Annotated in this window: 9 protein-coding genes; 7 read left to right on the top strand and 2 right to left on the bottom strand. The window is 58.5% G+C overall.

What is annotated here, in order from left to right:
- The first annotated feature begins 74 nt into the window (after positions 1-74).
- Positions 75-1,622, top strand: coding sequence for a lytic transglycosylase domain-containing protein (locus tag AC4LFW_RS06205; protein ID WP_491818316.1), 1,548 nt, complete (start codon positions 75-77; stop codon positions 1,620-1,622).
- Positions 1,623-1,669: 47 nt separating this feature from the next.
- Here AC4LFW_RS06205 and AC4LFW_RS06200 read toward each other — a convergent pair whose 3' ends face one another.
- Positions 1,670-3,115, bottom strand: a complete 1,446-nt coding sequence (locus AC4LFW_RS06200; RefSeq protein WP_491818315.1) for an HDOD domain-containing protein — start codon at positions 3,113-3,115, stop codon at positions 1,670-1,672.
- A gap of 142 nt (positions 3,116-3,257) precedes the next feature.
- On the opposite strand from AC4LFW_RS06200, the gene AC4LFW_RS06195 reads away from it, so the two are divergent.
- The 6 genes from AC4LFW_RS06195 to fabI are packed head-to-tail and all read left to right on the top strand — an operon-like array spanning position 3,258 to position 11,482.
- Entirely contained in the window at positions 3,258-5,087 is a 1,830-nt protein-coding gene (locus tag AC4LFW_RS06195) for an extracellular solute-binding protein (protein WP_491818314.1), read from the top strand.
- Positions 5,084-6,967: an extracellular solute-binding protein gene (locus tag AC4LFW_RS06190; protein WP_491818313.1), complete on the top strand. Its 1,884-nt coding sequence runs from the start codon at positions 5,084-5,086 to the stop codon at positions 6,965-6,967. The genes AC4LFW_RS06195 and AC4LFW_RS06190 overlap by 4 nt, the downstream gene beginning before the upstream one ends.
- A 2-nt stretch (positions 6,968-6,969) precedes the next feature.
- A complete protein-coding gene (locus AC4LFW_RS06185; RefSeq protein WP_491818312.1) occupies positions 6,970-8,043 on the top strand; it encodes a microcin C ABC transporter permease YejB in 1,074 nt (357 codons plus the stop codon).
- On the top strand, positions 8,043-9,062 hold the full coding sequence (locus tag AC4LFW_RS06180) for an ABC transporter permease (protein WP_491818311.1): 1,020 nt from the start codon (positions 8,043-8,045) through the stop codon (positions 9,060-9,062). The genes AC4LFW_RS06185 and AC4LFW_RS06180 overlap by 1 nt, the downstream gene beginning before the upstream one ends.
- A gap of 1 nt (position 9,063) precedes the next feature.
- The gene (locus tag AC4LFW_RS06175) at positions 9,064-10,707 is read left to right on the top strand and encodes an ABC transporter ATP-binding protein (protein ID WP_491818310.1); all 1,644 of its coding nucleotides are present in this window, start codon (positions 9,064-9,066) and stop codon (positions 10,705-10,707) included.
- On the top strand, positions 10,688-11,482 hold the full coding sequence (gene fabI / locus AC4LFW_RS06170) for an enoyl-ACP reductase FabI (RefSeq protein WP_491818309.1): 795 nt from the start codon (positions 10,688-10,690) through the stop codon (positions 11,480-11,482). Before AC4LFW_RS06175 ends, fabI begins: the two co-directional genes overlap by 20 nt.
- Positions 11,483-11,771: 289 nt before the next feature.
- Here the strand turns inward: fabI and AC4LFW_RS06165 are convergent, their stop codons facing one another.
- Entirely contained in the window at positions 11,772-13,631 is a 1,860-nt protein-coding gene (locus AC4LFW_RS06165) for a SurA N-terminal domain-containing protein (RefSeq protein ID WP_491818308.1), read from the bottom strand.
- Positions 13,632-13,644 lie beyond the last annotated feature (13 nt).

The raw sequence follows: 13,644 nt of genomic DNA, 5'->3' as shown, positions 1-13,644 counted from the left end.
GGGCGTTTGCTTGACCCGCTGGAATGGCATTCCTACACTCCCTCGAATTTTGCGCCCGGGGAAGCCTCCAGCCAATGTCTTCTGACTTTTCGAACAGCCCTCAACCGGACGCCTTGGCAGCCTCCGGTCGGGCCCTGGCACTGGCCATCTGTCTTGCCATAACAGGCTGCCAGAGCACCGGCTCCGGCACGCCTGAAAGCTCCCCGCTGCCAATCGCCGAACAGGTGGTGGACGATACGCTGTGGCTGTCCGATACGCCCGCAGCGCCACCCTCCCATACCGATATCTGGGATCGGGTCAGGCACGGCTTCAAGCTGCAGGAATACAACGACGGTAATCCTCGGATCGAACAGCAGCGCCTGCTGTTCGCCAGTCGCCCGAACTCCATCGAAGTCGCCAGCGAACGCGGCGGGCTTTACATTCACTATATCGTCGAGCAACTGGAAGAGCGCGATATGCCGCTCGAACTGGCGCTTCTGCCAATCATAGAGAGCGCCTACAACCCCTTCGCCTACTCGCCGGCACAGGCTGTAGGCCTCTGGCAGTTCATTCCCTCGACGGGACGGCACTTCAATCTGCAACAGACCAGCTGGTATGACGGCCGCCGCGACATCACCGCATCGACCACTGCGGCGCTGCGCTACCTTTCCTATCTCCACGGTCTTTTCAATGACGACTGGCTGCTTGCGCTGGCTGCCTACAACGCCGGCGAAGGCACCGTCAGCCGGGCGATCGAGCGCAACCAGAAGCTTGGCTTGCCAACCGACTACTGGAATCTGTCACTGCCCAACGAGACCCGTGACTATGTACCCAAGCTGTTGGCACTGGCGCAGATGGTGCAGAGCCCCGATGCATACGGTTTGAATCTCCGCCCGATCGCCAACGAACCCTATTTCGAAGTGGTCACCCTAAAGCAACGGATGGACCTTTCACGCGTCGCCGAAATGGTTGATGTCGACGAAGACGAGATCTATCAGCTCAACCCCGCCTTTACCCGCCGTATCACGCTCGACGGACCGCAGCATTTGCTGGTTCCGAGTGCAAAGGCCGAGATGCTGGCTGCCAACCTGGCCTTGATGAAACCGCAGGATCTGGTCGACTGGCAGCAGTACAAGGTGCGACCTGGCGATACCCTGGGTTCGATCGCCAACCGCTATCGACTCAGCCTCAACATCATCCGAGACATCAACCGCCTCAAAGGAGACCGACTGCAGATTGGCCAGGTGTTGAGCATTCCGCAATCAACCTCGGCAGATCAGTCACCCGAACTCCTGCATGCGGTTGCGCGAAGCCAGCCCGCGCCGCGCAGCTATCGAGTACGCCAGGGAGACAGTCTCTGGGATATCGCCAAAGCTCAGAAGGTTTCGGTTCGCGATCTGCAGAGATGGAACAACCTGTCCGGCAGCAATCTCAAGGTCGGCCAGGCGCTTTTTCTTCAGGCTGCCGGCAGCAAGGCGAAGGCCAAAGCCACACCGACCTACTACAAGGTCAAGAAAGGCGACTCTCTCTACGAAATCGCCAAACGCTTCAAGGTTCAGATCAACCATCTGAAGACCTGGAATCCTAGAGACAGCGCAGTGCTCAAGCCCGGACAGACCTTGACCCTGTATCTACCACGCTAGCAGCCCTATACGTTCTGCGGCACCTGGTGCCGCCGCACTGCCATTTGTTAGGTGCGCCTGCTAAGCGCCTCAAGGCAACGACCGGCCAGCTGATTGAACCGCTGGAACGCCACGAACTGCTCATGCTTCAAAGCCCTTCCCGATATTCGCCCGTCGGCGTAGAGCACACCGATCTCCCGCTTGCCGGCCATCAGCGGCGCAATGAAGAACATGCCTTTGCCCAGCTGCGTTCGAATGGGCAGGCTGACCAGATCTTCCAGACTGTAGCTCGCTGGCACCCCCATCCATAACGACTCACGCTGACGAAGTACATAGCTGAAGATATGCGCCTCGCCGGGCTGTTCAACAGGCAGAACGAAGGTCTTCAGCCAGCCCTGGGTCTGTTCGCCAACGACACACTTTGCGCGAAAGGTCGATTGCTGGTCAGCCAGAACTGTCAACATCACCCGCTCGAGACCGGCGCCCAGGTGCAGCCCCTTGAGCAAGGTATCGAGGATGAGATTCACATCGCCGCGGCTGGCCGCCATCATGCCCAGGTCCTGCATGGCCTGTTGCATCAATACCAGATCCGGCTGCAGTTGCATCGCCTTGCGCTCCGCTTGCTGCAACCGCACCTGCTCCGGGTCAGTCGAGGGAATAAGCGTGCAGAGACGGCTGGCGCCGAATGTTGCCGCGACCTGAACCGCCTCGTCGGCACTGTCGAAGATCTGCTGCATGGCATCCTCGCGGGAAATACCCGTAAGTTCGGCTAGTTCCTCCACGAGTCGCTCCATGGTCGGGCTATCCCATCCCTCCATGGCAGCCGAACTGATTCTGACACCGAGGCTGACAGAGCGTACCGCGGGATCCCTTAGATTGAGCGACCCATGGGCAAGACTGGCGAGCTCGCCGATGTTCCAGCTCTTGATCAGCCCCAGACTGAGCTGACGGAAACTGGTACCTAGCACCTTCTCGACCGCCTTCTCCGGGTCCGGAGTATCTTCTGCCAGGGCAGAGGCCAGATTGTCGGCCTGCTCGCCACCGCAACCCCAGAACGCCATTTCCCCAACCTGGTGAAGCAGGGCCGCGATGAACACCTCTTCTTCGTGCTTGGCCAGAACGTAGCCAGCGATGTTACGAGCCTGAACCGCGGCGTGGAATGAACGAGCCAGCGTTTCCTGCAGCTGCCGACGCGGCGCACGGTCGAGCAGCCCATCGATCAAGCTGACCGACAGGCTGATCAGCCTTACGTTGTCGAAGCCGATCATGACGATCGCTCGGGAGATGGTCTTGATGGTTTCCTGCGAAGGGTTGTAGTAGCTGCTATTGCCCACTCGCAGCACCTTCGATGTCAGGGCTGCATCACGGAGCAACACATCGGCAAGCTGTTGTACGGAAGAGTTCTGCTGTTCGGTCAGGCGCTGAAGATCCTGCACCACCGCGGCCAGTGCAGGCAGCTCGGACTGGTTCAGTCGATCAATCCATGACTGCAAACCGAAGGTAGTTTCACTCAAGATCGCGACCTTACCCTCGATACGGGCGTCGATGAAGGGAAACGCAGTTTGCCCAGATGGCTGGTCTTTTTCCAGCGGATACAAGCTGTTACTGTACCCGGCCGAAAAGACCGAAAGCGCCATGGATCGGATTCACCGTTTGATGCGACCCATCCTACTGTTATTGACCTGCCTGGCCCTGAGCTTTCCGTCGTTCGCCACGATCAGCGAAAGCCACGGTTATGCGCAGTTTGGCACGCTCAAGTATCCTGAAAGCTTTACCCACTTCGACTGGGTGAACCCGGATGCGCCAAAAGGCGGTCGCCTGCAACTCATGGCATCCGGCACCTTCGATACGCTGAACCCCTATACCTTCAAAGGAACCAGTCCCAGCGCAACGCCCGGCTTTTTTCAGTACGGGGTCAGTGAGCTGAACGAGCCCCTGATGGTCGGCACGGGGATCTATGATCCATCCGGGGATGAACCCGCGTCGGTGTACGGCCTGATCGCGGAGACGATCGAGTACGCCGACAATCACAGCTGGGTTGTTTTCAATCTACGTCATGAAGCGCGCTTCCATGATGGCCAGCCCATCACCGCTTACGACGTCGCCTTTTCCTATCGGTTGCTGATCAGGGATGGTCACCCACGCTACCGAACCGATCTGAAAGGCATCAAGCGCGTCGACATACTCAATCGTCATCGCATCCGTTTCGTCTTCGATAAAGCGGATAACCGGTTGCTGATCATGCGATTGGGCGAGCTACCGGTCCTGCCGCAGCACTACTGGAAGGATCGTGATTTCAAGGCGACGACTTTCGAGCCGCCTCTGGGAAGCGGTCCCTACCGCATAACCAAGGTGCAGCCCGGGCGCCAGGTTGTTTTCGAGCGCGTGAAGAACTGGTGGGGCGCCGAGCTTCCGGCCAACCGGGGCAAGTACAACTTCGATCGGGTAGAGGTTGAGTTCTACCGGGACAGCACCGTCGCGTTCGAGGCGTTCAAGGTTGGTGAATTCGACTTCTATATCGAACACCAGGCCAAGAACTGGGCCAATGGATATCATTTTCCGGCCGTGCTGCGCGGCGACGTCATCCGCGCCGAGCTGCCCCACCAGATTCCCACCCAGACCCAGGCGCTGTTCATGAACGGACGGCGCTCGACCTTTGCCGACATCCGTATTCGCCAGGCGCTGGGCATGATGTTCGATTTCGAGTGGACCAATCGGGCACTTTTCTATGGCGCCTATCAACGCAGCGAGAGTTACTACCCGAACAGCGATTTCACTGCAAAGGGAACACCGGAAGGCGGCGAGTGGCTGTTGCTGTCGCCCTATCGCGATAGCCTGCCCCCGGCACTCTTTACCGACCCGTTCGAGCTACCCAAGACGGACGGGCGTGGCATTCCACGCGACACGCTGCGCAAGGCCCTGGGGCTACTGAAAGATGCCGGCTGGACTCTGACGGCCGAAGGGCTACGGGACAAATCTGGCCAGCTGTTCGCTTTTGAAATTCTGCTGGTGAACCCAGGCCTTGAGCGAATCCTTCAGCCTTACGTGGAAAATCTTGCGCGCATCGGCATCCAGGCGCGGCTTCGTACCGTCGATGGGGCCCAGTACAAGCAACGTCTCGACCAGTACGATTACGACATGATCCTGACGACGCTCTCGCAAAGCCTCAGCCCCGGCCTTGAACAGTGGTTGTACTTTCATTCGAGCCAGGTCGATGTCAAAGGCGGACGCAACTATGCGGGCATTGCCAACCCCATCGTCGACGAGCTCATCGAGAAGCTGATCGCAGCCAAGACCCGTGAAGAGCAGGTAGCGGCCACTCGGGCAATCGACCGGGTCCTGCTCTGGAATCACTACACCATTCCCAACTGGTTCATCAGTTATCACCGCCTGGCGTATCGCAACCGGTTCGCCCATGTCACCACACCGCCTTACACCCTCGGGCTCCGTGCGTGGTGGTTGAAGGACCTGGAGAAGGCTAAATGAAAATTCGCTTACGTCTGCCGTTCCTGCATGCAGGTTTACTCACCCTTTTTTGCCTGGCCAACATGGCAGCCGCAGCGCCACAGCACGCCTTGACGCTGTACGACGAGAAACCGAAGTACCCTGCGAATTTCTCCCACTTTGACTATGCCAATCCCGAAGCCCCCAAAGGTGGCACGCTCCGGCAAGCGGGGTTTGGCAGTTTCGACTCGCTCAATCCGTTCATCAACAAGGGTGTCGCCGCTGACGACATCGGCTTGATATACGACACCCTGACGGTGAACAGCCTGGACGAACCTTTCACGGTGTACGGCCTGCTCGCGGAAAAGATCGAGAAGGGTCCGAACAACGAATGGGTGCGCTTCTACTTGCGTCCCGAGGCACGTTTCAACGACGGTGAGCCGGTAGAGGCCGAAGATGTCGCCTTCACCTTCGAAACCTTGCTCAGCAAGGGCGCGCCACACTACCGAGGCTACTATGCCGACGTCGAGAAGGTCGTAATCGAAGGGCCGCGGCAGGTCCGCTTCGACTTCAAGCACGCCGGCAACCGAGAGTTGCCTTTGATACTGGGTCAGCTACCAGTGCTGCCCAAGCATTGGTGGGCCGAGCGGGATTTCGGTACAGGCAGCATGGAGCCTCCGTTGGGCAGCGGGCCCTATCGGGTTGACCAGGTGCAGCCCGGCAGGTCGATCAGCTTTGCCCGAAATGACGGCTACTGGGGCAAGGATTTACCCGTAAACCGAGGCTTCTACAATTTCGATCGACTCACCTTCGACTACTACCGCGACAACACGGTCGCGCTGCAGGCATTCAAGGCAGGCCATTTCGACTACTGGCTGGAGACCAGCGCAAAGAACTGGGCGACCGCCTACGATATCGATGCAGTGAAGGACGGCCGGATCATCAAGGAAGAGATCGCCAACCGCAACCCTCAGGGCATGCAGGGCTTCATCTTCAACATTCGAAAGCCCCGCCTACAGGATCGCAGGGTCAGGGAGGCCCTGGCGTTGCTGTTCGACTTCGAATGGACCAACCGGCAGCTGTTCAATGGCGCCTATATCCGTACCCGCAGCTATTTCGACAACTCCGAGCTCGCTTCCTCGGGCCTGCCAAGCGAAGAAGAGCTGAATCTGCTCGGGCCGCTGCGGGGGCAGATACCTGATGAGGTCTTTGACAAGATCTACAACCTGCCCGAGACCAATGCCGACGGAATCATTCGTGAACAGCAACGCCGCGCTTATCAGCTGCTGACCGACGCTGGTTGGAAAATCGAGAACGACCGCATGGTTGATGCCAATGGCAAGCCGGTCAAGCTCGAGTTTCTGCTGGTCCAGGCCGAGTTCGAGCGGGTACTGCTGCCCTACAAGCGCAACCTGGCGGACCTAGGCATTGAGCTCGAGATTCGCCGGGTCGATGTGTCCCAATACATCAACCGCCTGCGCTCACGTGACTACGACATGATCGTCAGCGGGTTTGGACAGTCCAGTTCGCCGGGCAATGAGCAACGCGAATACTGGCACTCCTCCAGCGCAGACAACCCGGGTAGCCGTAACTACATTGGACTGAAGGACCCGGCAATCGATGCCCTTGTAGAAAAGGTGATCGCGGCAGACTCCCGCGACGAACTGATCACCCGCACCCGGGCGCTCGACCGCGTCCTGCTGTGGGGCCACTATGTGGTACCCAACTGGCACATCAAGACTTGGCGAGTGGCCTACTGGAACCACCTTGCCCATCCCGAGACAACACCCAGCCACGACATCGGCTTGATGACCTGGTGGCATAAAGTCGACAGCCAAACCCCTGCCGGCGAGCCGGCTGACAAAGCGGCAAAGGGCAGTTCCGACAAGCCAAGCGACAACAACCTCGAAGCGGGACATTAAGCATGCTCGCGTATATCGTCCGCCGGTTGCTGCTGATCATCCCTACCCTGTTCGGCATCCTGCTGATCAACTTCATCATCATCCAGGCGGCGCCAGGCGGCCCGGTGGAACAGGCCATCGCCAAGCTGGAAGGCTTCGAAGGCGCCACCAGCCGTATCGCCGGCGGCGGCTCGGAAGTCGCCACCGGCGCAAACAACTACCGCGGCGCACAGGGGCTGGATCCCGATCTCATCGCTGAAATCGAACGGCTTTACGGATTCGACAAACCGGCTCCGGAGCGATTCTGGATCATGCTGAGCAACTATGCGCGATTCGATTTCGGAGAAAGCTTCTTTCGCGACGCCAAGGTGACGGACCTCATCCTGGAAAAGATGCCTGTCTCTATCTCGCTGGGCCTGTGGAGCACCCTGATCATGTACCTGGCATCCATTCCGCTGGGTATCGCCAAGGCGACTCGCCATGGCAGCCCGTTCGACGTCTGGACCAGCTCGGCGATCATCGTTGGCTACGCGATTCCGGCGTTTCTGTTCGCGATCCTGTTGATCGTTCTCTTCGCCGGAGGAAGCTACTGGAACTGGTTCCCCCTGAGAGGGCTGACTTCCGGCAATTTCGCCGAGCTGAGCTTTGCAGGCAAGATCATCGATTATTTCTGGCATCTGGCCTTGCCAGTAACCGCGCTGGTGATCGGTAACTTCGCCACTCTTACGTTGCTCACGAAAAACAGCTTTCTCGACGAGATAAACAAACAGTACGTCATCACGGCCCGCGCCAAAGGATTAAGCAAGAATCGCGTGCTCTACGGCCATGTGTTCCGCAATGCGATGCTCATCATAATCGCCGGCTTCCCGTCGGCCTTCATCGGCATGTTCTTCACGGGCTCGCTGCTGATCGAAGTGATTTTTTCGCTGGACGGCCTCGGCCTCCTGAGCTTCGAGGCAGCGATCAACCGGGACTACCCCGTCGTGTTCGGCACCCTATTCTTGTTCACCCTGCTTGGCCTCGTAGTCAAGCTGATCGGAGACCTGACCTATACCCTGGTCGACCCACGCATCGATTTTGAAAGTCGGGAGGCCTGATGAAGCTCTCTCCGCTCAACCAGCGTCGGTTCGCTCTGTTCAAGGCCCACAAGCGTGGCTGGTGGTCACTATGGCTGTTTCTGTGCCTGTTCGTCCTGAGCCTGGGGGCTGAACTCATCGCCAACGACAAACCGATCGTGGTGCACTTCGACGGCGGCTGGTATTTCCCTGTATTCAAGCGCTACCCGGAAACCACATTTGGTGGCGAGTTTCCTCTCCAGGCCAACTACAAGGGCCCGTATATCCAGGAGCTCATCGAGGCAAAGGATGGCTGGATGATCTGGCCGCCGATTCCGTTCGACTATGCCAGTATCAACTATGACCTGCAGGTGCCGGCGCCGGCCCCGCCGTCCAGCGTCAACTGGCTGGGTACCGATGACCAGGGTAGGGATGTGCTGGCACGGGTCATCTACGGTTTCCGTATCTCGGTACTGTTTGCCCTGACGTTGACCCTCATCAGCTCGGTGATCGGCGTGATCGCCGGCGCGCTTCAGGGATTCTATGGCGGTTGGGTGGACCTGGTCGGTCAACGCATTCTGGAAATATGGTCGGGGCTGCCGGTGCTTTATCTGCTGATCATCCTTGCCAGTTTCGTACAGCCCAATTTCTGGTGGCTGCTCGGCATCATGCTGCTGTTCTCCTGGATGAGCCTCGTCGACGTGGTGCGTGCAGAGTTTCTCCGAGGCAGAAACCTTGAGTATGTAAGGGCTGCAAGGGCGCTGGGTATGCAGAACGGCGCCATCATGTTCCGTCACATCCTGCCCAACGCCATGGTATCGACCATGACCTTCATGCCGTTCATCCTCACCGGCGCGATCGGTACCTTGACGGCACTGGACTTTCTCGGCTTCGGTCTCCCACCCGGGGCGCCGTCACTCGGCGAACTGGTAGCACAAGGCAAGGCCAACCTGCAGGCTCCGTGGCTGGGCATCAGTGCGTTCCTGGTCCTGGCGATCATGCTGACGTTGCTGGTCTTCATTGGCGAGGCAGCACGCGATGCCTTCGACCCAAGGAAATAAGATGGCTGAGAATCTGATAGAGGTCAGAGGCCTGGCCGTAGAGTTCATTACCGGAGCGCACTCTCAACGTGTAGTTGAGGATGTCAGCTTCGATATCCGCAAAGGCGAGACGCTTGCGCTTGTTGGCGAAAGCGGCTCAGGCAAATCAGTGACTGCACACTCGATACTGCGCCTGCTGCCCTACCCGCTTGCACGCCATCCGGCCGGGGCAATCATCTATGCCGGTGAGGATCTGCTCAAGGCCGATGAAAAGCGCATGCGCGGCATTCGCGGGGACCGCATCGCCATGGTGTTCCAGGAGCCGATGACCTCGCTGAACCCGCTGCACACCGTTGGCAAACAGATCAACGAGGTGCTGCAGATTCACAAGGGACTCAGCGCTAAAGAGGCCACCGCTCGTACTTTGGAGCTGCTTGATCTGGTGGGTATACCGGACCCCAAAAAACGTCTGCGCGCCTATCCTCACGAACTGTCCGGAGGACAGCGCCAGCGAGTGGTAATCGCCATGGCCCTGGCCAACGAGCCGGAGCTGCTGATTGCCGACGAACCCACTACGGCCCTTGATGTGACGGTTCAGTTGAAAATACTCGAGCTGCTCAAGGAATTGCAGGCTCGCCTCGGCATGGCGCTGTTGCTGATCAGCCATGACCTGAATCTAGTGAGGCGAATCGCTCATCGCGTATGTGTCATGCAACGAGGTCGCGTCGTCGAACAGGCAGCTTGTGAAGCGTTGTTCAGCGCACCGCAGCATCCATACACCCGCGAGCTGCTTGCGGCTGAGCCTAGTGGCGGCCCGGTGACAGCCGAACCGGCAGCTCCGCTGCTGGAAGTGAAGGATCTGCGGGTCTGGTTTCCCATCAAGAAAGGGTTGCTCAGGCGCACCGTGGACCATGTCAAAGCGGTGGATGGGGTGACCTTCAGCCTACCGAAGGGGCAGACGCTGGGCATCGTCGGCGAAAGCGGATCGGGCAAATCGACACTGGGGCTTTCGATCCTGCGCCTGCTCGGCAGCCGCGGCGAGATACGATTCAAAGAACAGTCGCTTGAAACGATGTCGCAACGTGACGTGCGACCACTGCGTCGGCAGATGCAAGTGGTGTTTCAAGACCCGTTCGGCAGTCTCAGCCCACGCATGTCTGTTGGCCAGATCATCGGGGAAGGCCTGGACATACATGGACTCGGGAGCGCTACTGAACAGCAACAGGCCATCATCGAAGCACTGAAGGAGGTCGGGCTCGACCCGGAAAGCCGCCATCGTTACCCCCATGAATTTTCTGGAGGCCAGCGACAGCGAATAGCGATTGCCAGGGCGCTGGTTCTCAAGCCGGAGCTGATCCTGCTCGATGAGCCAACCTCTGCACTGGACAGAACGGTACAGCGGCAGGTAGTGGAGCTGCTGCGCTCGTTGCAAGCCAAATACAACCTGACCTACCTGTTCATCAGCCATGACCTGGCCGTAGTCAGGGCACTGAGCCACCAGATGATGGTGGTCAAGCAGGGCCAGGTAGTCGAACAAGGGCCGGCAGAGTCGATATTCGCCTCCCCTAAACATCCTTATACACAGCAGTTGCTGGAATCTGCCTTCATGGTACCGGTAGCCGCTCAACCAGAAGAGGGACAAGCACATGGGTTTTCTAACCGGTAAGCGCATACTGATCGTTGGCGTTGCCAGCAAACTGTCGATCGCCTCAGGCATCGCTGCGGCCATGCACCGCGAAGGCGCCGAACTGGCTTTTACTTATCAAAACGAAAAGCTCAAGGGCCGCGTGGAAGAATTCGCAGCGGGCTGGGGCTCGGGTCCTGAATTGTGCTTTCCCTGTGATGTAGCCAGCGATGAAGAAATCGCCAAGGTATTCGAAGCCTTGGGAGAGAAGTGGGACAGCCTGGACGGCATCGTTCATTCGGTCGGTTTCGCACCAGGCGACCAATTGGATGGGGATTTCACCGACGTGACCACCCGCGAGGGATTCCGAATAGCTCACGATATCAGCGCCTATAGCCTGGTGGCGTTGGCAAAAGCCGGTCGCCCTATGATGAAGGGCCGTAACGGTAGCATTCTCACCCTGTCCTACCTGGGCGCAGAGCGCACCATGCCCAACTACAATGTCATGGGTATGGCCAAGGCTAGCCTGGAAGCCGGAGTTCGTTATCTGGCTGGAAGCCTTGGCCCGGAAGGCACGCGTGTGAATGCCGTTTCGGCAGGCCCTATCCGCACGCTAGCGGCGTCAGGAATCAAGAGCTTCCGGAAGATGCTGGCAGCCAACGAAAAGCAGACCCCCCTGCGCCGGAACGTGACCATCGAAGAAGTCGGCAATGCCGGCGCGTTCCTGTGTTCGGATCTGGCTTCAGGTATCAGTGGTGAAATCCTCTATGTCGACGGAGGTTTCAATACCACGGCGATGGGAGCGATAGAGGACTAAGGGTCAGCGCCATCCTGGCTCTACCTGACGAACCCCGCCCCTTCCGGCGGGGTTCGTTTTATCAAGCCCGCCGCATCACTTTCCCCAAGCCTCCAGCGGCCAACCGTTGCCATCGCTTGTATGGCATGAGTTGCCTCTCAGCCTTTAGCCGGGCGATGAAACCAAGTTGCGTCTGTTGCCACTAGCCATTCGCAGCATCGGCAAGATCTCACCAATTTTTTCCAGTGCTGATAAAAAAACCCCGGCCATTGTGCCGGGGGTTTGTCAGATGCGATGGACCAGCTGCAATCTAGCGAGCGAAGATTTCAACCTCTGCGTCGGCCTGAAGCATCTGCCGATAGGCTGCAAAATCCTGCTGTCCGCTACGCGAAGCAAGGAAGCGACGATAGTTCTGCTTTTCTTCATCAGTCAGCTGCGCAGTGGGCTCGTTTACTCCGCTTAGGCGAATCACCACATAGTCGCCAGCCGCCAAGCGCACGCTGCCGTAGGTCGGCTCTGAGCCGGACTCCGGCTTGGCCATGCGGAACACCTCTTGAAGCACGGCGGGATCTACCCCTTCCTGGTTGCGAGCGGCTGCTTCCACACCGTCCCATTCCCGCTCCGCCTGGCCTCCCTCACGAAGCTTAGCAACCAGCTGCTCCCCTTCCTGCTGGGCCTGCTCTGCGGCCTTGCTGCGCTGCAGTTGTGTCACGATGTCTTCCTTGACTACTTCGAATGGCAACACCTCTGGCTGCATATGCGTTTTCACACGGACAGCAACAACCGTATCCGGGTCCAGCTCAATGACACTGCTGTTGGCTCCGTCAACCAGTACTTCGTCGCTGAAAGCCGCCTGGATAACCTGACGGTTGGAAGCGATACCCTGCCCCCCTTCTCGCCCAAACGCATCGGTGGTCTGCACCTCAAGACCGAGCTCCTGCGCCGGTTGAGACAGATCCGACGCCTCGAATGCAGCGTCCTCCAACTGCTTGCTGGTTTCAACGAAGCGTTGCTCGACCTGCTGCGCCTTGAGCTCGCGCTCAAGCTCGGGCCTCAGGCTTTCCAGTGTCGGTACCTCGGGAGACTGGACATCCAAAAGCTTGATCAGATGCCAACCAAATTCGGACCGGACCGGTGCCGAAACCTGGCCTTTGTCGAGGTCATAGAGCGCCTTCTCGAACGCTGGATCGTAAACGCCGGGGCCGGCAAAGCCAAGATCGCCACCAGCATTGGCAGACCCAGGATCTTCGGACGACTCCTTGGCGACTGAAGCGAAGTCCTCCCCAGCGGCCAGACGCTCGGCTATCGCGTCAATACGAGTCTTGGCTTCATCATCGCTCGCGCTATCGGCCTCGACGAGAATATGAGCTGCGCGCCGTTGCTCCGCCAGATTCGCAATGCGCTGCTTGTATAGCGCTTCGATCGACTCATCGGAGACCTCGACCTGATCGAAAAATGCATCTTTTTTCAGCTCGACGTATTCCAGGACCACCTGCTCCGGCGAGCGAAAGCGATCAGTGTTCTGCTCGTAGAACTCGCGCGCCTGCTCGTCGCTGACGTTTATCGCCGAGGGGTTGGCAGCGATCTTGATGGTGCCGAAGTCCCGGGTCTGCTGCTCGAGCCTGGCAAACGTTTCAATTTGCTCGTCTGTCACAAAACCCGAGCCTGCGATGCCTGCACGGAGCTGGCCGATAAGCATTTCCTGTTTCAGCAGCTCACGGAACTGCAGGCGCGTATAGCCCATCTGCTGGATGACCTGATCGAAACGCGCTGCGTTGAAGGCACCATCGACCATGAACTCCGGCGTCTGCAGAATCAGTTGGTCCAATGCCTCCTCGGAAAAAGCGAAATCGGCTTCTCTCGCTCCCTGCAACAATAAAGCACGATCAATCAAGGCTCTGAGTGCGGATTCGCGTACCAGCTTGTCATCCAGCAGCGATGGATCGAAATCACCACCCAGCTGCTGAGCGAGCTGACGGCGCTGCATGTTCATCGCCTGATTGAGCTCCTCCAGCGAGATCTCCTCACCGTTCACCTCAGCGGCATTCCGGCTGTTGTTGGCGGCATTGAAAATCGCGTCGAACCCGGTCAGCGCCAGAAGCACGACTATGATTCCGATAATGGTCTTGGCAATCCAGCCTTGTGAATTGTCCCTGATGTTCTGAAGCATGCATCCCCCAAGA

This window comes from Stutzerimonas sp. C6.4V, assembly GCF_058536345.1.
This window is presented reverse-complemented; position numbering and strand designations above follow the sequence as displayed.

Coding starts and splice junctions, on each gene's coding strand:
- AC4LFW_RS06185 (WP_491818312.1), top strand. CDS start 6,970: ATGCTCGCGTATATCGTCCGCCGGTTGCTGCTGATCATCCCTACCCTG.
- AC4LFW_RS06190 (WP_491818313.1), top strand. CDS start 5,084: ATGAAAATTCGCTTACGTCTGCCGTTCCTGCATGCAGGTTTACTCACC.
- AC4LFW_RS06195 (WP_491818314.1), top strand. CDS start 3,258: ATGCGACCCATCCTACTGTTATTGACCTGCCTGGCCCTGAGCTTTCCG.
- AC4LFW_RS06205 (WP_491818316.1), top strand. CDS start 75: ATGTCTTCTGACTTTTCGAACAGCCCTCAACCGGACGCCTTGGCAGCC.
- AC4LFW_RS06175 (WP_491818310.1), top strand. CDS start 9,064: ATGGCTGAGAATCTGATAGAGGTCAGAGGCCTGGCCGTAGAGTTCATT.
- fabI (WP_491818309.1), top strand. CDS start 10,688: ATGGGTTTTCTAACCGGTAAGCGCATACTGATCGTTGGCGTTGCCAGC.
- AC4LFW_RS06180 (WP_491818311.1), top strand. CDS start 8,043: ATGAAGCTCTCTCCGCTCAACCAGCGTCGGTTCGCTCTGTTCAAGGCC.
- AC4LFW_RS06165 (WP_491818308.1), bottom strand. CDS start 13,631: ATGCTTCAGAACATCAGGGACAATTCACAAGGCTGGATTGCCAAGACC.